This window comes from Streptococcus jiangjianxini (assembly GCF_040225085.1).
In the GTDB taxonomy this organism is placed as follows: Bacteria; Bacillota; Bacilli; order Lactobacillales; family Streptococcaceae; genus Streptococcus; species Streptococcus jiangjianxini.
Genome location: NZ_JBEHGL010000014.1, coordinates 1 through 20,871 on the forward strand (window position 1 = coordinate 1; position 20,871 = coordinate 20,871).

General features: G+C 39.9%; 16 protein-coding genes. 4 read left to right on the forward strand and 12 right to left on the reverse strand.

Annotated features, from left to right (window positions below):
• A partial coding sequence (locus ABP870_RS07045) for a SpaA isopeptide-forming pilin-related protein (protein ID WP_350014746.1) occupies positions 1 to 716 on the reverse strand: 716 nt, incomplete at its 3' end.
• Between the two features lie 240 nt (positions 717 to 956).
• On the opposite strand from ABP870_RS07045, the gene ABP870_RS07050 reads away from it, so the two are divergent.
• Positions 957 to 1,508 carry a TetR/AcrR family transcriptional regulator gene (locus ABP870_RS07050; protein WP_350014747.1) on the forward strand — a complete coding sequence of 184 codons (552 nt, stop codon included), beginning with the start codon at positions 957 to 959 and terminating at the stop codon, positions 1,506 to 1,508.
• A 635-nt stretch (positions 1,509 to 2,143) separates the two neighbouring features.
• Here the strand turns inward: ABP870_RS07050 and leuS are convergent.
• Positions 2,144 to 4,645, reverse strand: coding sequence for a leucine--tRNA ligase (gene leuS, locus ABP870_RS07055; RefSeq protein WP_350014748.1), 2,502 nt, complete (start codon positions 4,643 to 4,645; stop codon positions 2,144 to 2,146).
• A 94-nt stretch (positions 4,646 to 4,739) separates the two neighbouring features.
• Here leuS and ABP870_RS07060 point away from each other — a divergent pair, with 94 nt between their 5' ends.
• Together ABP870_RS07060 and ABP870_RS07065 are read left to right on the forward strand one after the other, a co-directional pair.
• Positions 4,740 to 5,153, forward strand: coding sequence for a hypothetical protein (locus ABP870_RS07060; protein WP_350014749.1), 414 nt, complete (start codon positions 4,740 to 4,742; stop codon positions 5,151 to 5,153).
• Positions 5,150 to 5,491: a hypothetical protein gene (locus ABP870_RS07065; RefSeq protein WP_350014750.1), complete on the forward strand. Its 342-nt coding sequence runs from the start codon at positions 5,150 to 5,152 to the stop codon at positions 5,489 to 5,491. The genes ABP870_RS07060 and ABP870_RS07065 overlap by 4 nt, the downstream gene beginning before the upstream one ends.
• A gap of 438 nt (positions 5,492 to 5,929) precedes the next feature.
• On the opposite strand, the gene ABP870_RS07070 is transcribed toward ABP870_RS07065, so the two are convergent.
• From ABP870_RS07070 to ABP870_RS07110, 9 genes are all read right to left on the reverse strand, one after another.
• A complete protein-coding gene (locus ABP870_RS07070; RefSeq protein WP_350014751.1) occupies positions 5,930 to 6,823 on the reverse strand; it encodes an ROK family protein in 894 nt (297 codons plus the stop codon).
• Positions 6,824 to 6,883: 60 nt separating this feature from the next.
• A complete protein-coding gene (locus ABP870_RS07075) occupies positions 6,884 to 7,324 on the reverse strand; it encodes a YhcH/YjgK/YiaL family protein (protein WP_350014752.1) in 441 nt (146 codons plus the stop codon).
• Between the two features lie 14 nt (positions 7,325 to 7,338).
• Positions 7,339 to 8,310, reverse strand: a complete 972-nt coding sequence (locus ABP870_RS07080; protein ID WP_350014753.1) for an acetylxylan esterase — start codon at positions 8,308 to 8,310, stop codon at positions 7,339 to 7,341.
• Positions 8,311 to 8,327: 17 nt separating this feature from the next.
• Positions 8,328 to 9,833 carry a sodium:solute symporter gene (locus ABP870_RS07085; RefSeq protein WP_350014754.1) on the reverse strand — a complete coding sequence of 502 codons (1,506 nt, stop codon included), beginning with the start codon at positions 9,831 to 9,833 and terminating at the stop codon, positions 8,328 to 8,330.
• A 16-nt stretch (positions 9,834 to 9,849) separates the two neighbouring features.
• A complete protein-coding gene (locus ABP870_RS07090; protein ID WP_350014755.1) occupies positions 9,850 to 10,770 on the reverse strand; it encodes a dihydrodipicolinate synthase family protein in 921 nt (306 codons plus the stop codon).
• Between the two features lie 16 nt (positions 10,771 to 10,786).
• Complete coding sequence (locus ABP870_RS07095) at positions 10,787 to 11,494, reverse strand: N-acetylmannosamine-6-phosphate 2-epimerase (protein ID WP_350014756.1); 708 nt, start codon at positions 11,492 to 11,494, stop codon at positions 10,787 to 10,789.
• Positions 11,494 to 12,321 carry a MurR/RpiR family transcriptional regulator gene (locus ABP870_RS07100; RefSeq protein WP_350014757.1) on the reverse strand — a complete coding sequence of 276 codons (828 nt, stop codon included), beginning with the start codon at positions 12,319 to 12,321 and terminating at the stop codon, positions 11,494 to 11,496. Before ABP870_RS07100 ends, ABP870_RS07095 begins: the two co-directional genes overlap by 1 nt.
• A 161-nt stretch (positions 12,322 to 12,482) precedes the next feature.
• The gene (mmuM, locus tag ABP870_RS07105; RefSeq protein ID WP_350014758.1) at positions 12,483 to 13,442 is read right to left on the reverse strand and encodes a homocysteine S-methyltransferase; all 960 of its coding nucleotides are present in this window, start codon (positions 13,440 to 13,442) and stop codon (positions 12,483 to 12,485) included.
• Between the two features lie 11 nt (positions 13,443 to 13,453).
• Complete coding sequence (locus ABP870_RS07110) at positions 13,454 to 14,830, reverse strand: amino acid permease (protein WP_350014759.1); 1,377 nt, start codon at positions 14,828 to 14,830, stop codon at positions 13,454 to 13,456.
• 861 nt (positions 14,831 to 15,691) lie between these two features.
• Between ABP870_RS07110 and ABP870_RS07115 the strand changes: the two genes are divergently transcribed.
• Positions 15,692 to 19,627, forward strand: a complete 3,936-nt coding sequence (locus ABP870_RS07115) for a S8 family serine peptidase (protein ID WP_350014760.1) — start codon at positions 15,692 to 15,694, stop codon at positions 19,625 to 19,627.
• A 225-nt stretch (positions 19,628 to 19,852) separates the two neighbouring features.
• Here ABP870_RS07115 and ABP870_RS07120 read toward each other — a convergent pair whose 3' ends face one another.
• Positions 19,853 to 20,848 (reverse strand): YhdH/YhfP family quinone oxidoreductase, encoded by a 996-nt coding sequence (locus tag ABP870_RS07120; RefSeq protein WP_350014761.1) that lies wholly within the window; start codon positions 20,846 to 20,848, stop codon positions 19,853 to 19,855.
• Positions 20,849 to 20,871 lie beyond the last annotated feature (23 nt).

A 20,871-nucleotide genomic window follows, 5' to 3' on the forward strand; every position in this document is an offset into this window, starting at 1 on the left:
GCTGTACGGTAGCTGTTGTACTCATAGCCTTCTGGAACAGAAGCTAGAGCTGCTGTGTAACCTTTACCTGGTTTTACATCTGTGAAGTTGGCATTACCAAACTCATCAGTTTTCACTTGACGACCTGATCCATCTGCTGCCAACAATTCAACGGTTGCGCCAGCTACTGGGTTTGAAGCATTGTCTTTAACAGCGATTGTTGCTGAAGCGTTACCAACTACTTCATCTTCTTTTGGTGCTTCTTCTACTGGTTCGCTAACTTTCTCAACTTTATTAACATTGATGAAATCTTCATAGTGGTCAGTGTTTTTCAATGTAAAGTTTGGACGGAAACCTGTTGCTTCATAACCTTCTGGTACAGCTGCAACTACTGCTGAATAGCTTCCTGGCTTCACATCTGTGAAGTTAGCATTACCAAACTCATCAGTCGCAACTTGACGTCCTTGACCATCTGCTGCCAACAATTCAACGGTTGCGCCAGCTACTGGATTTGAAGCATTGTCTTTAACAGCAATAGTTGCTGAAGCACTACCAACAACGTCTTGACTAACAACTGGAGCTGTATCTCCTGCTGGAAGCTGATCCGCAGATACTGCTTGAGTATTCATACCTAAAAAGGCAATACCTACCAAAACAGATGCTGTGCCGACGCTAAGTTTCTTGATTGAATAGCGTTGTTGTGTTTGAGAACTATCATGTTTACCCTTATAAAACATATTTAATCCCATTCCTTTCTTTTGTAAAGCAAAATAATAGGTAACAGTCACCATCATAGTAACTATTACTATCAGTCATTATATATTATTTTAAAATTTTAATATTTACATTTTTTTGTATTTTGTCACCTTTGGAGAACTTTTTTCTTATATAATATTTCGAAAATCTAAAAATGTTCACAAACAAAGCCAATTTAGCTTTTTTCCAACCTTTGTGTGTGACATCGGAGTGAAGTAAACGTGACAAAAAGTAGTGATCAGCATCATAATCAGACAACCGAACGACTATTCATTAAAGGATTTGCTAAACGTTTAGAACAGTACAAAACCGTCGAAACCATTAAAGTGGCTGAAATTGCGACCGCCTCTGAACTCAGTCGACAAACCTTTTATAAATACTATGAATCAAAAGAAGATTTTATTGAACAATCTATCGCTATTATTCTCGATGATATTACTAAAATATTGACCAACGATCTCAAGTTTGGATATGATGTGATTGTTGAAATGTTGACCTATTTAAAGGATAATCGTGATATCATACTTCCTTTTATTCATTATTACCCTAATATCGACAACATCTTAACAAACTATATCAGAACAACTATCATCAACTCAACGATTGATAATATAGAAGATAAACTAGAACAAGCTTATCAACTTCCTGGTATTTATTCACTTGAAATCTATATTACTACGATTAAAATGATCATTACAACCTGGATAATCAATGATGAGCAAACATCACCAGAGACAATCGCAACTTATATCCTCAAATCTGTTAAGATTTAACGAAGACATTCCTTCCCTGTAATGCTTTAAACATAAAAGGAAACAAGCCCTGAAGGTACTTCTCCCTTATTAGAGCTTGTTCCTTTTTGTAGTTAGCTTATATTACTAGTCTGTCCAGTCTAACCAATTTAGTCAATGATGACATATCATAAAAAACAACTACCTTAATCACTTCATGAAGCGATAAGCAAGCATCAGAATTACCTAATGACAGTCTCTATTGCTCACTTATCTTTAAAGGAATAGCTACCGTGGAAGACTATTTTGCTTGGTTAAAATACTTAAAACTATCCCTAAGCATTTGAAGCACTTTAGTTACGATGGTTAGGGGTCTTGCAATCGAAAAAAATAGTTTTAGTTCTAAAACAATTGTTGCCTCATGATGTGTTGGGGAGCTAACGGTCAAAATTAAAGGAGTTACGAGCCTTCATAACACATCAGCCATACCCCGCAATATCATTTTAAACACCTACAAAACATGCCTCACTCTTAAAAGAATGAGGCATGTTTTGTATGACGACTGCACCAAGTTATAACTTCCGCTATATTGACTTCACGAGAAGCTTAAGAGCCCTGGGAGTTGAATCAGTCAGAAAGTGTGACGTTTTCTGATGTGAAATGATCGGGTGACTGGGTTATTTGATAACGATATTGACTAATTTATTCGGTACCGCTATCACTTTAAGGATGTCTTTATCTTGAAGTTCAGGTTTGACTTTTTCATCTGCCATGGCTAGCGCTTCGAGTTCTTCACGGCTGGCATCTTTTGGAACAACTAGTTTAGCACGCACTTTGCCTTTGATTTGAACAACGATTTCAATTTCGTTTTCAACCAGCTTGCTTTCATCCCATGTTGGCCAAGCGACATGTGAGATAGACTCACCAGATTCGGTTAAAACTTGCCACAACTCTTCACCCAAGTGTGGTGCAAATGGCGCAATTAACTGAACGAATCCCTTGGCGTAGTCCACAAAGAGTTTGTCTTCTTTATTGGCTGCGTTAACAAAGATCATGAGCTGGGCGATAGCTGTGTTGAATTTTAGTTCTTCAATTTGTTCTGTCACAGCTTTAACGGTTTCATGATAGACCTTGTCCAAAGCTCCGCTATTTTCCGACGAAATATCTTTGGTCGTAATGAGACGGTAAACACGGTCGAGGAACTTGCGAGCCCCTTCTAAGCCTTCTTCAGACCAGGCAATTGATGCGTCAAGTGGTCCCATAAACATCTCATAGACGCGAAGGGTATCTGCACCGTACTGCTCAACCACATCATCAGGATTGACAACATTTTTGAGAGACTTAGACATTTTAGCAGGTGCTTGTTCAAGCTCTTCCCCTGTTTCGATATTGAAGAATGACCCGTCACGTTTTTCCACCTTATCCGTCGCAACGAGCGCTCCACGGCTATCACGATAGCTTGTTCCCAAAATCATTCCTTGGTTAAAGAGTTTTTGGAATGGTTCTTTGGTCGGAACAACTCCCAAGTCATAGAGAACCTTGTGCCAGAACCGAGCGTAAAGCAAGTGAAGAACGGCATGTTCAGCACCACCAACATAGATATCAACTGGCAACCATTGTTTCAAAAGGTCTTCATCAGCTAATTTTTCATCGTTGTTCGGATCAATATAACGAAGATAGTACCAGCTTGAACCAGCCCATTGTGGCATAGTATTGGTTTCACGGCGTCCCTTAACCCCATCTTCACGGGTTACTTCAAGCCAGTCAGTGATATTGGCAAGTGGCGACTCTCCAGTTCCTGAAGGGCGGATGTCTTTGGTCACAGGAAGGACAAGTGGCAATTCACTTTCTGGAACTGCTGTTGAAGTACCATCTTCCCAATGAATGATTGGGATTGGCTCACCCCAGTAGCGTTGGCGACTAAAGAGCCAGTCACGCAAGCGGTAGTTGACTTGTTTCTTACCAAAATCATTTTCCTCGAGGAAGTCAATCATCTTATCAATAGCTTCTTCCTTGTTAAGCCCATCAAGAAATCCTGAATTGATGTGAAGGCCATCTTCGGTATAGGCTGCTTCTTCAACATTTCCACCTTCTAACACAGGAATGATGTCAAGGTCAAATTGTTTCGCAAACGCCCAGTCACGTTCATCATGAGCAGGTACAGCCATGATAGCACCGGTTCCGTAGCTTGCAAGAACATAGTCAGAAATCCAGATTGGGATTTCCTTACCATTGGCCGGATTGACAGCGTAAGCTCCGGTGAAGACTCCAGTTTTTTCTTTGGCTAAATCCGTACGCGCTAAATCGGATTTTAGACTAGCAGCACGTTTGTATTCAGAAATAGCCTCTGCTTGTGCCGCTGACGTGATGACGTCTACCAAGTCATGCTCAGGTGCCATAACAGCATAAGTAGCGCCAAAAAGCGTATCCGGACGAGTGGTGAAGACCGTAAAGTCTTTGTCTGTGTCCTTGATTTTAAAAGTCACATGGGCACCAGTAGATTTTCCAATCCAGTTGCGTTGCATGTCTTTAATAGACTCTGGCCAATCCACTTCTTCCAAATCTTCTAAAAGGCGTTCTGCATAGGCTGTGATTTTGAGCATCCATTGGCGCATTGGTTTTCTAACCACCGGATAGCCTCCACGCTCAGAAGTGCCGTCAGGCAAGACTTCTTCATTGGCAATGGCTGTTCCAAGTTCTTCAACCCAGTTGACAGGAACTTCAGCTTCATAGGCTAGCCCTTTTTCATAGAGTTTGGTAAAAATCCACTGGGTCCATTTGTAATAGTTAGGATCAGTCGTGTTGACTTCACGATCCCAGTCGTAGGAGAATCCTAGCGCATTGATTTGACGTTTGAAATTGGCAATATTTTCCGCAGTAAACTCCGCAGGGTCATTACCAGTATCCATCGCGTACTGCTCAGCAGGTAAACCAAAGGCATCCCACCCCATAGGGTGAAGGACATTGTAACCTTGCGCACGCTTATAGCGACTCAAAATATCGGTCGCTGTATACCCTTCTGGATGCCCCACATGGAGGCCTGCTCCTGATGGGTAAGGGAACATGTCAAGGGCGTAAAACTTGGGTTTTGACGTATCAGTCCCTGTTTTAAATGTATGATTTTTAGCCCAAAAATCTTGCCATTTGGGCTCGATTATTCCATGATTATAGGTACTCATAGCTATTTCACTCCAATTTTGTATGATGTTTCCATTATATCATGTTAAGAGCATTTTGGCGGTCTATCTCAGTTATAAAATTTAGAAAATCTTGATGATTATTATCAAAAGCCCTATACTAAAGAAAAAAGCTGGAGCTACCACTATAGATATGAAAAAGAATTTCGCTTACTACTGGCAATCTTTTTGTGTCATCAATGCCACGATCTGTCTGGTTACAGCCATTGCCAACCTATTATTTCCTGACCATTTAGCAATTTGGGATACTAGTACCATCTGCTACATCTTTTTTCTCCCCCTTATCATTAGTAACAAAATAGACCTCAAGAGTCATTATCGGGCGATCATCGGTCTCTTTCTCATACTGGTTGTCAACCCTATTCTGGAAAAACTGGTACCCATCACAATCTATCTAAGCACACAACAAATTTTTCTTCTTAGCTTATTCTTTGGCTTACTTACAATAGGGAATTATCGCTATCAAAAAAGAAAGAATACATCACAATGAAAAAAGAACTCTTCTACTATTGGGAGGCTTTCTGCCTGCTCAATGCTAGCTTATGTGGAGCATTTGCCCTGACATTGCTACTCTTTCCGGATATTGTTCCAACATTCGGCTTTTCTCAGTTAAGTAACTTCTTTCTCCTTCCTCTTGTGCTTAACCATAAAATGAAAACCAAGTTTCGCTATCGCTTTTTAATCGTTATAGTTTTTATCATTATTTTATCACCCATTTGGGAGTATTTTGTAACAGATAGGATTCCGCTGTCGCCGTTCCCTTTATTCATAGCTAGCCTTATCCTTGGTATACTAGCTTTTATTAACCATATTCGTGGTAAATTCTGATGGTTGAAAGCATTTATAGAGATCAGATAGCAACTGCTTACACGTGTCTTCTTTATACACTGTCTACAGCACACACAGCGATAGAGTGCAATGGTGAGTGGCTTTAATGACCAGATTGGGACAGCTACCCTTTAAATTTACTCTAAACTGTTCTTCTAAACCATAGTGCCAGTCAGTATTGTTTTCTATTAACTAAAAAAACTTTAGGCAGTCGTTGACGCTACTAAACCATTTTTAGCTACCAGTAAAATAGCAAAATCACCTAAAACCACGGTTAATGAACCCTTGATTTTAGGTGATTTTGCTTACCTTGATAATAACTACTGTAATGACTAATTCCTAACAAAGCTGATAAGACTAGCATTCTAGCAGCTACTGGCAGACCAATCAATGCACATGGTAGCCACCTTGTAAGATTAATGACTACGACTCATCAAATCACTCCATCTGTCCATGTTGTTGTAAGAACCAGTAGACAGCACCGATCCTTCCTGCTTCGTTCCCTAATTTAGCCGCACTCACTTGATCAGGATAAAATTGTTCTGATTGCAATCGTGACTTCAACTGGGCTTCAATAGAGGGCAAAAGAATCTCGGAACGTTGGAAAATACCACCACCCAGGATAATCCGTTCGGGATTTAAGGTATAGATCATAGGAAGTAATCCCTGCGCTAAATAAGCACAGAAGGATTGAACGACCTGATAAGCAACCTCATCTCCTTCGTCATAAGCTTTAAAAATGGTTTTGCCAGAAGCCCTTTTCAACTGCTTTAATTGACAATAGCTTTGCACAAGAGAAGTTGTTGAGGCATAGTCTTGGAGCGTTTTGTCAGCTAAAGGTAAATAGCCCACTTCTCCTGCTGTCTGGGAAAAACCGCGCCAAACCTGACCATTTAAGATGACAGCTCCTCCAACACCTGTACCTATGGTTAAACATAAGCTACTGCTAGAATCACGCGCAGCACCTAACCATGCTTCTCCTAAGGCGGCACAATTCACATCATTTTCCACCGAACAAGGGAGGTCAAAGGTTGATTCCACCAAGGCTTTCAAAGCCGTCCCTGTATATTGTGGAATCGTTGGACCTGCATAAATCACTTCTCCTAAAGTAGCATCAATAACACCAGCGCTGGAAATTGCTACACCATCGAGGTTGACTCCCATCGCTAAATAATCATTAATGAGCGTCACTAAAGCCTTACGGATATCGTTCGTTTTTAGTGTCAAATTTACAGGCGTATCAATTTCTTTAAAGAGATTTTGAGCCTGGCCAGAATGATTATAAACATCACTTTTGATACTGGTACCTCCAATATCAATTCCCAATATCATGTTGACCTTACCTCCTTAAACTATTTCATTATCAGTTCACCATTCATAGGGCAAACACCATCAAGACATGTTTAATTTAAAGACAATCTTTCGGATGGTTTCTGATTCCCTTACTATTAAGCCAGTTTTGTGGGCATCATTCGCATCTAAAATGAGCACATTTCCAGGTGATAAAACAAGTTCACTAGCTTGCTTACCTGTCATTTGCTGCCAATCACCAGCTTCATCATAATCTCCTAACGCCATTTGTGTTAAAAAGTTATGGTAAATCCGTTCCTCTCCTGAAATAATATAGTGAACATCATACTCGCGACGATGACTTTCCCAGACACGCTGATCCTCAGTTGTTGACTCATACTGAATCACATTGAAATAAAAATCATCATTAACAGTGTGCATACCCGTCTCAAGGTCTGAGAGATCTAAGTTCGACAAGACAGGTCGAATGATATCTAACAGCTCATGCTTGTCGATTTTCTCGATTGTTTCGTAAAATTCCATCTGACAACTCCTATTTAAAATTTAAACTCAATATTCGTCTCCATCAACCAGTTGGATACCATATCATTTAAGTGGACATTGACCGCATCATGACCATATTCAGGAAGAAGAAAATGTTCCTTTTCGGATTGGATACGGTTGTATATGGCATACTGCGTGGATGGGAAACAGACGTCATCATCTAGGCAGGTGACAAACTTCACTGGGCACTTAATCAAATGACTGAAATTTTTAATATCAATATAGGATAAGGTCTTCAAAATGTTATCCTCTGTTTGATGGAAAGGATCGTGAAATTTGAAATAACGGAACAATTCGTCATAAGCTTCACTATGATTACCTAGTTCTAAAACACGTTTGAAATCACCCAAAAATGGGTAAATGGTTACACAGTTTTGAATTCTCGGATTGAGAGCTGCAGCCACTAAAGCTAAAGCTCCACCTTGAGAGCCACCATAACTAGAAAAGCGAGTTTCATCAACCTCATCAAATGTTGCTACAATTTCAATCAAACTATAAACATCTAAATAAATATCTTTATAAAATAGCGCATCAGGACCATCTATCATTCCACGAATAATCTGCCCCTTGACCGTATTGCCATTAAACACTGCATTATCCAAGGATCTGCCAGACTGACCCCTGACATCCATCGCCACGATACCATAGCCCAAGGCTGCGTATGAAAATAAAACTGACCAGTCTGGATTTTGTCCCATATAGCCATGAAAGTGAAAAATAACAGGTACTTTTTCGCTGGTTTTTGGCAAGATACAACGAGCATAGACATTCCCATCGTTTGTCCCCTTAAAATACAGGTCAATGCAGCGAAGATTAGGCGTATTAAAATCCTGCTCTTCAATCACATGATCAAACTGACCTGGTAGGGCTGCTATATTCTTCTGCCAAAACTCATCAAAATCATCTGGAACATCTTGTCTGCCTCTGTAAGTCTTCATATCAGACAAGGACATCGTGTCTTTCATGTTACTAGCCTCCTTTCTTAATCTTCTTTTGAATCACTTGTTAATGTGTGGATGGTTAAATTATTAAGATCGTTCGTTTGTTTGAACAAAAGACTAAAGAGATAGCCAAACACTACCGTTGCCAATAGGGCAAGCACAGCCACTAAAAGGGCTGACATGTTAGCATTGTTTGCTAGGAAACTAAGAATCACACTTGTGATAAACCCTAATAAAGCACCTCTTGCATTGGCTTTTGTCGTAAAGATACCTAGCACAAATAAACCAACAACCGGAACTCCAAACATTCCTGACACGGCTAGGAAAATATCCCATGTTGAAGAAGAATTACCAGCAATGAAATAAAGTGTAATGAGGGTACTTAAACTTCCTGAGATAATGATAACCCAACGAGCCAACCAAACATCCGAAATAGCTTTGAATGATTTGTTAAAGAACCGTTGCTTAAAATCAACTACAAAACAAGAGGAAATAGCATTGAGACTAGATGAAATCGTTGATTGAGCTGCTGCAAAAATAGCGGCAATAACCAAACCAGCTAGACCTGCAGGAAGCTGTGTAATAATAAAGTAAGGGACGATGGCACTAGTGTTAAAACCTTCTGGAAGTGACCCTGTATGAGTATAAAAGCTAAATAAAACAGTACCCATTCCAAAGAAAAGAGGAATTGCAGAAAGAGATAGCCAACCTGACATCCATAAAGACTTAACAGCTTCTTTAATGGATTTGGTTGTTAAAAATCTCTGAACAACATCTTGACTTCCAGCGTATTGATACAAGGTATTTGCAAACTGACCAATAAAAATAAGAGGAATAAAGTTTGCTAGATCTGAGGCGTTGAAGTTTTTGCCAACTGAAATGAACTTATGATGTTCTACGGTGTCACTTAACAGTGTGCCCAAACCACCATCAACCTTGCTAATACCGATAACAACAACCAAGAAAGCACCCGCTAGTAAGATAATTGCTTGAATCGCATCGCTCCAGATAACCCCTTCAATACCTCCTAGGAAGGTATAAATAATACATAATAATCCTACAATGGCTGCAATTAAAAAGGGATTAATGTCTGTTACAGAAGTAACAGCAAGAACAGGCAAGTAGATAACAACCGCCATCCGACCAAGGTGATAAATAATGAAGAGAAAACTACTCATCGCACGCAAGGTGACACTAAACCGTGATTCCAGATATTCATAGGCTGTTGTGACATTTAGTCGTCTAAAAAATGGGATAAAATATTTGGCCATTAATGGAATAATCAAAAAGATAGTTAAGGTTCCAACAGCATATGACCAGTCTGTTAAAAAGGAGCGCTCTGGGACAGCCATGAAGGTAATAGAGCTCAAAGTTGTCGCATAAACACTTAGTCCTGCCGCCCAAGAAGGTACTTTCCCGTTGGCTTTAAAGAAAGCGTCTGTACTCTCACTTGATTTTTTAGTGAAGTAAGCGCCCACTAACAGCATAACTCCTAGATAGACGATAACCATGAACCAGTTCAAGGCTCCAAACGATGCTTTATCCATATTCTTTCTACCTCATCTATTCTTTAAATGCTGACCGTGCATCGTTGATCATCTGCGCGGCTTCTTTTGCAATGTCGATATCCTTTTCTGAAAGCTCTTCGAGCGGTCTACGAACAGAACCTAGATCAAGATTTTCATTGAGACGTAGCACTTCCTTGATAACGGCATAAAGATTGGCACGACCTGAGACCATCTTGTAAATAATACTATTAATGCTGTATTGTAACTCTTTTGCTTTTTCAAGCTCTTTTTCAGCGATTAAATCATTGAGTTTCAAGAAAAGATCTGGCATAACCCCGTAAGTACCACCGATACCTGCTTCTGCTCCCATGAGACGGCCGCCTAAAAACTGCTCATCTGGTCCATTGAAAACAATGTAATCCGAACCACCATCAGCAACAAACAGCTGGATATCTTGGACAGGCATTGACGAATTTTTAACACCTATCACGCGCGGATTCTGGCGCATTTCAGCATACAGACTGCTAGTCAAGGCCACACCAGCTAGTTGTGGAATGTTGTAGATGATAAAATCAGTATTTGGAGCAGCCTTGCTGATGTCATTCCAGTAAGCGGCTATCGAATATTCAGGCAACTTAAAGTAAATCGGCGGAATCGCTGCAATAGCATCAACGCCAAGCGCTTCTGAATGCTTAGCCAACTCAATACTATCACGAGTATTATTGCAAGCAACGTGGTTAATGACAGTCAACTTCCCTTTAGCAACTTCCATAACAGCTTCAATCACTTGTTTGCGATCTGAGACGCTTTGATAAATGCATTCTCCAGAAGAACCATTAACATAAATCCCCTTGACACCTTTATCAATATGATACTGGACTAATGCTTTCACACGCTCTGGACTAATGTCACCGTTATCATCATAGCAAGCGTAAAATGCGGGAATAATACCTTTATATTTATCTAAATGTGTCATTATAAACTCCTTTTATTTAATAATCCTTTGCTGCTTCAATAAATGGTTTCGCGATAATAAGTGGTCTTGTAATAGCTGAGCCAACAACAACACTATCGACACCTAATTGCAAAACACGTTTCACTTTATCTGGAGTGTTGATATTTCCCTCAGCAATAATAGGGGCATCCACCATAGCTCTAGCTTGGCGAATCAGATCAAAATCATCACTCTCAATAACCAATTGTTGACTCTGTTTCGTGTAACCAACTAAAGTAGTTCCTACAAAGTCAAAACCGAGCTGATCTGCTGCGAGCATTTCATTTAGGGTAGAACAGTCTGCCATCAGTAACTGATCAGGGTAGGCTTGTTTTATCTCTTTGACAAATGCTTCTAGTGATTGTCCACCAGGACGAGTTGAGGTCGTTGCATCAACAGCAATAATATCAACACCAACCGCAACCAACGAAGCTACCTCATCCAATGTAGGTGTGATAAAGGCTTCTGCATCGTCATAATCTTTCTTAATAATCCCAATAATCGGCAGATCTACGACTTGCTTAATCTCCGTAATATCTCTCACGCTGTTAGCACGGATACCGACAGCTCCAGCTTCTTGTGCTGCCTTTGCAAAAAGTGGCATAACGCCTCCTTTTTCGGAGTACATTGGCTCTCCAGGCAAGGCTTGACAAGAAACAATCACACCACCTCTAATTTTCTCCAAGATGTCTTGTGCGCTCTGCATTACATTTCCTCCTTATCAATAATCGTTTGTTGATAGCGCTCTTGTTTTTGCTGAACATCAATATCAAGGTAATAAGCAAATAAGCAATCAATCACTAGCAACAATGGAAACTGTGGTGAAATCCGGTTACCATAAGCGAGATTGTCCGTTGAAGCTAAGAGAATCAGCTCATCCCATGGAGAGTCTTGACCGGCTTCTTTTTGTGTTGTCAATAAAATGGTCTTAGCACCTCTATCCTTAACACGAAGCAAAGCATCAATAACTGCTTTCGTTTTCCCTGAAATTGATGCACCAATCACCAAACAAGTCTCATCTGCTAGCATACTCGCCCAGAGCAACTCGTCATTGTCTGTCACAATATCGCAAATCAATCCCAGCCGCATAAACCGCATCTTCATTTCTCTAAGAGCCTGACCTGAGCTCCCTTTCCCATAAAGATAAATGCGCTTGGCATTTTCAATAAGACTCGTCACCCTAGCCAATTGGCTTTCATCCAAAATCGAATAGGTTTTTTGCAAGAGCTGGTCATAATCAGCCAAAACCCTTTTGGTCACATCCCTTTTTAAAATCAAAGAAGCGTTAGCAGCAGCTTCTTGTGATTCCTGATAGGAAAACACAAATTCCCGATAGCCAGCAAAGCCACACTTTTGAGCAAAACGTGTCAAGCTAGCCTTTGACACATGTAGTTGCTGACAGACATTAATGGCCGATAAATCCTTGAGATCCTGCCCATCGATAAAGTATTGGGCAATAGTTTGTTCGGTTGACGTCATTGAGTCTAGATAAGATTCAATCAAAGGAATCACATTTTTTGTTAGATTTGCCATTTACTTACCTCACACCATAGAGTATAGCGCTTACAGAATGTTATTTCAATAAAATAAAAGAAATAGAAACTAGTTTCTATTTCTCTTTATCATAATCTTTGCGTAACCAGGAAATTAAAACTAATTTCACTAGATAGTCCTTACGGTATCATCTCCTAGTTTTAGTTAAGAGATAAACCATCTCTAAGTTTCTTAATATCATCTGGACGTGTCCGGCAACAACCTCCAACTAGAGTTAGCTGCTCAAACATTTCTTGCCATTTTTTATGGTAAGCGGCTACCTCATGTGTTACCGAATCACTCGCATGCCAAGTTTGCGTATCCCCATGGTAAACTTCCCCTGAATTTGGGTAGGCCACAAGAGGTAAAGAGGTTAAACCAACTAACTGGCTTAGGACTTTTTCGCAAATCTCAGGAGAGCTGCAATTCACTCCCAGTGCTATGATCTGTGGGCAATCTTGAACTAGTGCGACTAACTCCCTTAGACCCGTCCCGTCCGATAAGCTAGCACCATCTTGTGAGGTGACACTGATATAAGCTTCTGCTTCTGGAAATTCTTCTGATAGTAGTTCTGTCAAAGCTTTGATTTCCAAAATATTAGGCATGGTTTCTAAAGCTAGTAAATCCACTTCTTCTTTTAAAAACAAAGCAATCCGAGAACGATGAAAATCCTTCAAGGTTTCCTTGCTGACCTGTCCATACTCTCCTGTGTATTCAGATCCATCTGCCAAATAAGCAGCATAAGGACCAACATCACCAGAGATTAAAGGATAAACACGTGTGCCTTTTACCTTTTCATCGACTTTCTCCCAAGCCTTTTTTCGAGCTGCCTTTGCCAATTCAACACTCTTAATAATCAAGGCCTCTGCCTCTTGGTTGGAAATACCAACTCCCTGCAAACTGGAAAGACTAGCCTGATAAGTAGAGGTTGTTATAATATCAGCACCAGCCAAAACATAGTCTTCATGAATCTTTGTAATAGCGTCTGAATCGTTAATCAAATACTTTGCCGACCACAATTCTCCACTAATATCATAACCTCTAGCCTCTAACTCTGTTCCTAAAGCTCCATGTAAGATGACAACATCTTTTTGAGATAATAATTCCTTAAACTGTCCCATTAAATAACCTCCTACCAAGTTTTAAATTTCCATCTGTGGTAACCATAACAAGCCAACATAAATGGAATCCCAAAATATAAGCCCGGTCTTTGCGCCTCATCCCAAGCAATACCAATGACTGAAACCACCAACAAGCCAATCGTTAGCCAGGGCAAAGCAGGGGAGCAAGGAGTGCGATAAGATAACTCTGACAAAGAGTGCTCTTTCATGAACGCTTTTCTAAAACGTATCTGCGCTAAAGGAATAGACAGCCAAGTCACAACCACTGCAAAACCTGCAATGGATACTAGGGCTAAGAAGACTGTATCGGCAGCATAGACACTAGCAACCAAGGCAATCACTACACCTACCATAGAAAGCCACATGGCTCGCATCGGAACACCATGTTTATTGATACGAACAACATTTTTGGAAATCATCCCCTCATTAGCTAGAGGCCAAAGCATACGGCTAGACGCATAAAGACCAGAAGTTGATGCTGATAAAATAGCTGATAGGATAATCACATTCATGATGTCAGCTGCGTAAGGGATCCCAATCTTATCTAAAACAAGAACAAAAGGTGCCTCTGTCACACCAGCTTCTGACATTGGTAATAGTGAAGCCAAGACCAACATAGTGAGAACAAAGAAAACGACCAATAAACCAATGGTAGACTTGATAGCCTTGGGTACAGCTTCTTTGGGATTATCCGTTTCACCAGCTGCAATTCCAATCATTTCAACTCCAGAGAACGCGTAGTTCACTGATAACATAACCGAAACTAAGCCAACTAAGCCATTTGGTAAGAGTCCGTCTGTAAAGACGTTTTCAAAAAGCGGCGCTGATGAATGCCCTTCAAATGGTAAAATACCAAAAATCGCCAGTAAGCCTAAAATAATGAAAATCAAGATAGCATAAGCTTTAATACTGGAAAAATAAGTCTCCGCTTTGGCAAACCACCCCACACTTAGCATATTTAAGCCAAAAACAAGGATGGCAAACATCGTCGCAAATACCCAAATGGGAACTTCTGGGAACCAGCGTTGTGCCAACAGGGCTGCGCCAACAAATTGCGATGCCAGAGCTACAACCCAGCAAAGCCAATACATCCAAGCTACCATAAAGCCTGTTCCAGGACTGATAAACTTAGTAGCATAGGTGTGAAAGGACCCTGTGACTGGCATAGCTACGGCTAATTCTCCCAATGAAAACATCACCAAGTACACCATGACCCCTCCAAACAAATAAGAGAAGATTGCCCCGAATGGGCCCGCCTGAGCAATCGTATAACCAGAACTTAAAAACAAACCTGTTCCAATCACCCCTCCTATCGAAAGCATCTGAAGGTGACGACTGGTCATCTCTCGCTTGTACTGCCCCTCATTGTCAAATTGGTGATTATCCATCCTCATCCTTTCTCCTTTACCTCTTTTTGACGATTAGAGTCCTTAACTAAAATTGACAGACATTTTTATCGTACTTAAGATACTAACATGAATTTCTTTGTCTGAAACATAGTTATTTTTTAAAAAAGGTTATAGGATGAACCTATAACACCTACTTCTTATTAGCATCAAGCCTTTATACCCCTTTTAAATAAAGGCATGATCTAAAATAACACCTCCATAAACGACCTTAGCTCCTTGTAAACCCTTAAGCATTTTTGACACCGGCAGGTAGTGGCGTTGATAACTAATACCATAAAAATATCAGTATCCATTGACATATTGAGGCATGTCATTCCTATTTTAACTATTTAAAAGGTTCTAACGTATTTATCTCAAAAAGAGGTGTCTCGCCATTTTTATTGGCAATATCAAGATTTTTTAGTTTTCGTATAAAATGGTTAATCCTTCAAACCTTAATTTGTCAGCTTAGCAATTCTTGTGAAGGTGAAAACTTACTTGGTCTACACCCTTCCATCTAAACTCAGTTGTTCTGATATACGGTATTTAACATTAAATCTTAATAATTTTAATTATTATAATCACTATATAATTATGACTGTTAACATAAAATATAAATAATATTATTCAAGCACATGCTCCTGTCTCTTTCAATAAAGCGGATATAATAGCAAACAAATGCTATCACAAAACAAAACATCCATACATTTACACTGATTTATACAGAGACCAAAACATCGATTTTCATACAAAGTGATCTTTAATAATTATTCATTTCCCGTTGTGACATTGAACGATTTAATTATTTATTATATAATATTGCATGTATATTAAAACATTAAATAAAACTTGGAGGATGATGTGAGAAAAACAATCGCAAAGAAACAGTTAGCTGCTGTAGCCTTAATAACTACAAGTACACTAATGATGTACACACAACAAATAGAAGCTCAAGAGGAGACGCCGCTTACCACGTCAACGGAAACACCCGTAAACACTGAAATAGACAACGATCATGCTCCATCAACGGTCAACACACATGAAACTGTGCCAGAAAGTTATTCTTCAGCACCCGAAACATCTGCTCAAACCCCAGAAACGACTCTTGATTCTGAGTTAGACAGCACTAATGTTACAAAAATTTGGGAAGAGAGTCAGCAAGGAGCAGGTACTGTCACAGCAGTCCTTGACAGTGAACTAAACAGTGATCACGAGGTTTTCTCAAACACAGATCTTAAAACGCCTAAAGTAGCAAAAGAAGATGATCTAAACCGATTAAAAAATGAGGCAAACATTGATTATGGTAAGTGGATTTCATCTAAAATTATTTTTGCTCATAATTACCTTAAAAACAATGATGATCTCGCAGGAACAGACACACACGGAAGTCATGTGTCTGGTATTGCCGTTGGAGAAAGTACACAACCAATGGACAATGGATTGAAAATGACCGGTGTTGCCCCACAATCTCAACTCATTTTTATGAAGGTCATTGGAGGCGCTGATGAATTAAGAGCCAAGGCTATTATTGATGCCATTCATTTAGGTGCTGATAGCGTCAATATGAGTTATGGGAAAGGTGCAGATTCTAAAAATCATCTGCACCCTGATATGGTTAAGGCAATCCAATTAGCAAAAGACAAGGGAGTTTTCTTAATTGCAAGCGCGGGCAATGATCGTGCTTTTGGGGATATTTCAAAAAAACCTCTCGCAACAAATCCCGACTTTGGGGTCGTCGCAGCCCCAGGTTTATCAGAAGATGTCATCAGTGTAGCTGCTTATCAGAACCCTTATAGATACAGCGAATATTTAACAACATCAACACATCAAAAAATAGCCCTTTCAACCAGTCAAGGTTTACTTACCGAATTTGATAAAACAAGACAATACCAGTTTGTTGATGCTAAATTTGGAAGGAAAGAAGACTTTAAAGGTATTGATGTCAAAGATAAAATTGTTTTAATTCAACGCGGAGAGATTGATTTTGCCGATAAAATTACTAATGCCATCACAAATGGAGCCGCAGGGATTCTCATTTACAATGATACGCCAGGAGAGAATCTAACATTACCATTGCCTAAAAAGCTTGCTAAGATACCTTCTGGTTTTATTAGTCAAAAAGATGGGCAAGCGCTCTTAAACAATACAAATCAGAGATTGTCATTCACTAAGCAATATCAGATTTTCAAAAATCCTGGTGGTAATCAAATCGCCGGCTTCTCCAGTTGGGGGCTTACTGCGGATGGTCATTTAAAGCCAGACGTTGCAGCTCCAGGAGGATTTACCCTCTCAGCTGCTTTCAAGGGAAGTAAGGATTATGAGTTGATTAACGGTACTAGTGCCGCAGCTCCCCATGTTGCTGGTCTAGTCAATCTTTTAAAACCTATCTATCAAAAACGTTTTCCAAATAAAACACCTAAAGAATTAGCAATTCTCATAAAGCAGATTATGATGAGTTCAGCAACTGCTATTTTTAATGACCAAGAAAAAGCTTATGTTTCACCACGACAACAAGGAGCAGGGCTCGTAGATGCCAAAAAAGCTGCTTCTGCTACCGCCTATGTAACAGATCAGAACAACAAAAGTAAAATCCATCTTGGTGATGTAACAAATACATTTCATTTAGTGGCAAAAATTCATAATCTAAGTTCCTCTCCTACTAAATTTTATTATACAGCGCATGTAGGCACAGATAAGGTTGAGAATCAACACTTTGCACTAGCGCCAAGACATTTGCTATCAACTGAACTTAAAACCGTTACTGTGCCAGCTAATACAACACTAGACATTAGCATCCCAATTAATGTGACTCCGTTTCATAATCAACTGAGCAAACTGATGCCTAACGGCTACTTTCTGGAAGGCTTTGTTCGCTTTATGACGTCTCCAAATCATTCTGAAGTGATGAGCATTCCTTTCATTGGTTTTCGTGGAACAGGTAAGTTCGCTGATTTAAATGCAGTGGAAAAATCTATCTATGAAACCCCAAGTAAAACATTTTATTATGAACGCCCTAATCATTTGCAAGATGGCGAATTTGAGGTCAATGACTTCAAAGAATTTAACTCACAAAATTTCACAGCTCTCCTTAGCCAATATGGGTCGTGGGGATACCTGCAAGAATCTAAACGTCCAGATTTTATTGAAGAAGAAGCCTTAGAATTTCGCTCAACTACTGTTTTAGGTACTTATGATAAAACTGGTGCTCAAAATATCAAAAAATTAGTCTTCAAAGATGGAAAACCTTACTTAGCACTTTCACCAAATGGAGATGGTATTATGGATACCGTTGCGTTTAGAGGAACACTGCTACGAAATGTAAAAGATCTAAAGGCCAAGGTCTATCGACAATCTGACCTTACAAATGCGATTTGGGAAAGCCCCGAATCCTCAACAGCTGATAAACATTACAGTGAATCACTAGAAAAAACAGGCCCTGCAACTACCTTTGAAAAGACCAAATGGGACGGAAAAGATCAATATGGTCACTATGTTGGTGATGGGCATTATATCTACCGTATCGTATTTACTCCTATTTCTGAGGGAGCAAAAGAACAACATATGGATTTTGAGTTGACACTCAAGACTACTCCACCTGCATTACCTTCATCAGCAAGCTATGATCATACTTCTCGGCTGGTCAGAGTAGTATCTACTCAACCATCAAAAACTAAGGCTTCTATTTTTCGAACACGTTTAGCTTATACTGATATGGAAGAAGGCTTTCCAGTTATTCGTTATATAGAACCTCACCAGGACGGAACTTTTAGCATTCCAAAAACTTTCCTCAACGAATCTGAAGAAACTACCGAACTGACACCTGAGCACCTAACTTATGTCGCTGAAGATTTCGCAGGTAATTATTCTCATGTCAAACTTACCGAAATTCTAAATAAAGAAAATCATCTACCTGATGTCCCTAAAAAAGACGAACCTAAAATCGGGGAGTCTGAAAAAGACAATACTGAAAAAGACGAACCTAAAATTGAGGAGTCTGAAACGGAGAAACCTAAAAAAGACGAGCCTAAAATCGGGGAGTCTGAAAAAGACAATACTAAAAAAGACGAGCCTAAAATCGAGGAGTCTGAAACAGAGACGCCTGAAATAGAGAGTCCTCAAATCGATAAGCCTGAAATAGACAATACCGAAAAAGAGGGACCTGAAATAGACAATACCGAAAAAGACGAGCCTAAAATCGAGGAGTCTGAAACAGACAATACTGAAAAAGACGAACCTAAAATCGAGGAGTCTGAAACAGACAATACTGAAAAAGACGAACCTAAAATCGAGGAGCCCGAAACAGACAATACTGAAAAAGACGAACCTAAAATCAAGGAGCCCGAAACAGACAATACCGAAAAAGACGAGCCTAAAATCGGGGAGCCCGAAACAGACAATACCGAAAAAGACGAGCCTAAAATCGGGGAGCCCGAAACAGACAATACTGAAAAAGACGAACCTAAAATCGAGGAGTCTGAAACGGAGACGCCTAAAAAAGAGAGCCTTGAAAAAGATTCTCCAGACAAAAATATTCCAAAAGCAGAGGACAACCCCAAAATCCTGTCAGCAGGTGTCAATAAAACTTTCAAGAGAGCTCCTCTCGTTTCTCCAGAAAATCCACTCACGTCTGACAAAGATCAGCAAGGCAAAGGTACGGAAAGCAAAACCTACCATCAAACTCCTAAACTTCCTCAAACAGGCGATTCAACTAAGCATACAACACTACTGGGCCTATTAAGTTTATCTTTCTGCTTTATACTAAACTTAGTATCTCATCGCCAAAAAAAGGAACAATAACGCTGTATTGCTCCAAAAGTTAGACAAGAAATGATTGAAAGGATTTAGTTCTGCATTGTGCAGAGCTAGGTCTTTTTCTATTATGCGTCAAGTATATGAATTGACTAGACTAATCTAGATAGCATTTCTAAAGTGAAGACCTTTTGGTACTAGACTCTAGATGATACCAATGTTAAGTGAGATAGTTTGGTAACTTTCTTTCTAACTTTACGATAAAAATGAGCACTAATCTATTAGACTAACGATGGTTCGTCCTAAATGGCTGCCAGTTTTGAGCATTTCCAAGTGCTTAGGAAGTTCCTCTAAGTCAATCGTATTCGTCTCTAGCTTCTCAAGGATACTATGGTATTGAGCTAATTCTGACCAGGCTTCAAGACGTTTCTGATGACTGATATTAACAGAGTCTATGCCTAGTACATTAACCCCCCGTAAGATAAATGGCAAGACAGTCGTTTTTAATCCAATTCCCCCTGCATTGCCGCACAAGGAAATTGCGCCGCCATAAGCCAGTTGAGGAAGCAGGTGGCTTGCCACATCACCACCAACCGTATCGAGGACAAACTCATACTGTTCTTTCAATAATAAGGGCTTTTCTTTAATAAAAATGGCTTCTGGTCGAATGACTTGATCAGCCCCTAGACGACTGACAAGCGGCTCTTGATAATCTTTGCGCACAAGTGCTGTCACATTACTATAACCACGCGCTTTTAAAAGCGCTAGCGCAACTGATCCGACACCACCACTGGATCCTGTCACTAAAACACGCGCTTCTTTGCTATCTGAAAGCCCAGCATTTTCCAAAGCCAAAATCGACAAAATCGCTGTTAAACCAGCTGTTCCGTAACTCATAGCGTCTTTCAAGCTAAGCCCTTTGGGCAGGGGAATCACCCAGTTTTTAGGAACACGTGCATACTGAGAAAAGCCTCCCGTATGTGACATGCCCATCTCATAACCTGTAACAAGGACTTCTTGCCCTTCTTGAAAATCAGCACTTTCTGATGATACCACTATCCCAGCCAAGTCAATTCCTGGAATCATTGGGTAGTTTCGGATCACTCCGCCCTTTGGCTGAACTGCTAGCATATCTTTATAATTGAGCGAGCTGTAAACTACTTCGATCACTACCTCACCTTGACTAAGATCATCTAACGTGATTTCCTTAGGACCAAATGCCAACTGCCCTTGATTATCTTCTAAATACATGGCTTTAAAAGTATCCATATGATAACTTCCCTTCTAGTAAG

Bases quoted from the DNA above. Each gene is read 5' to 3' on its own strand.
- leuS (WP_350014748.1), bottom strand. From the start codon at position 4,645: ATGAGTACCTATAATCATGGAATAATCGAGCCCAAATGGCAAGATTTT.
- ABP870_RS07060 (WP_350014749.1), top strand. From the start codon at position 4,740: ATGATTATTATCAAAAGCCCTATACTAAAGAAAAAAGCTGGAGCTACC.
- ABP870_RS07065 (WP_350014750.1), top strand. From the start codon at position 5,150: ATGAAAAAAGAACTCTTCTACTATTGGGAGGCTTTCTGCCTGCTCAAT.
- ABP870_RS07070 (WP_350014751.1), bottom strand. From the start codon at position 6,823: ATGATATTGGGAATTGATATTGGAGGTACCAGTATCAAAAGTGATGTT.
- ABP870_RS07075 (WP_350014752.1), bottom strand. From the start codon at position 7,324: ATGGAATTTTACGAAACAATCGAGAAAATCGACAAGCATGAGCTGTTA.
- ABP870_RS07080 (WP_350014753.1), bottom strand. From the start codon at position 8,310: ATGAAAGACACGATGTCCTTGTCTGATATGAAGACTTACAGAGGCAGA.
- ABP870_RS07085 (WP_350014754.1), bottom strand. From the start codon at position 9,833: ATGGATAAAGCATCGTTTGGAGCCTTGAACTGGTTCATGGTTATCGTC.
- ABP870_RS07090 (WP_350014755.1), bottom strand. From the start codon at position 10,770: ATGACACATTTAGATAAATATAAAGGTATTATTCCCGCATTTTACGCT.
- ABP870_RS07095 (WP_350014756.1), bottom strand. From the start codon at position 11,494: ATGCAGAGCGCACAAGACATCTTGGAGAAAATTAGAGGTGGTGTGATT.
- ABP870_RS07100 (WP_350014757.1), bottom strand. From the start codon at position 12,321: ATGGCAAATCTAACAAAAAATGTGATTCCTTTGATTGAATCTTATCTA.
- mmuM (WP_350014758.1), bottom strand. From the start codon at position 13,442: ATGGGACAGTTTAAGGAATTATTATCTCAAAAAGATGTTGTCATCTTA.
- ABP870_RS07110 (WP_350014759.1), bottom strand. From the start codon at position 14,830: ATGGATAATCACCAATTTGACAATGAGGGGCAGTACAAGCGAGAGATG.
- ABP870_RS07120 (WP_350014761.1), bottom strand. From the start codon at position 20,848: ATGGATACTTTTAAAGCCATGTATTTAGAAGATAATCAAGGGCAGTTG.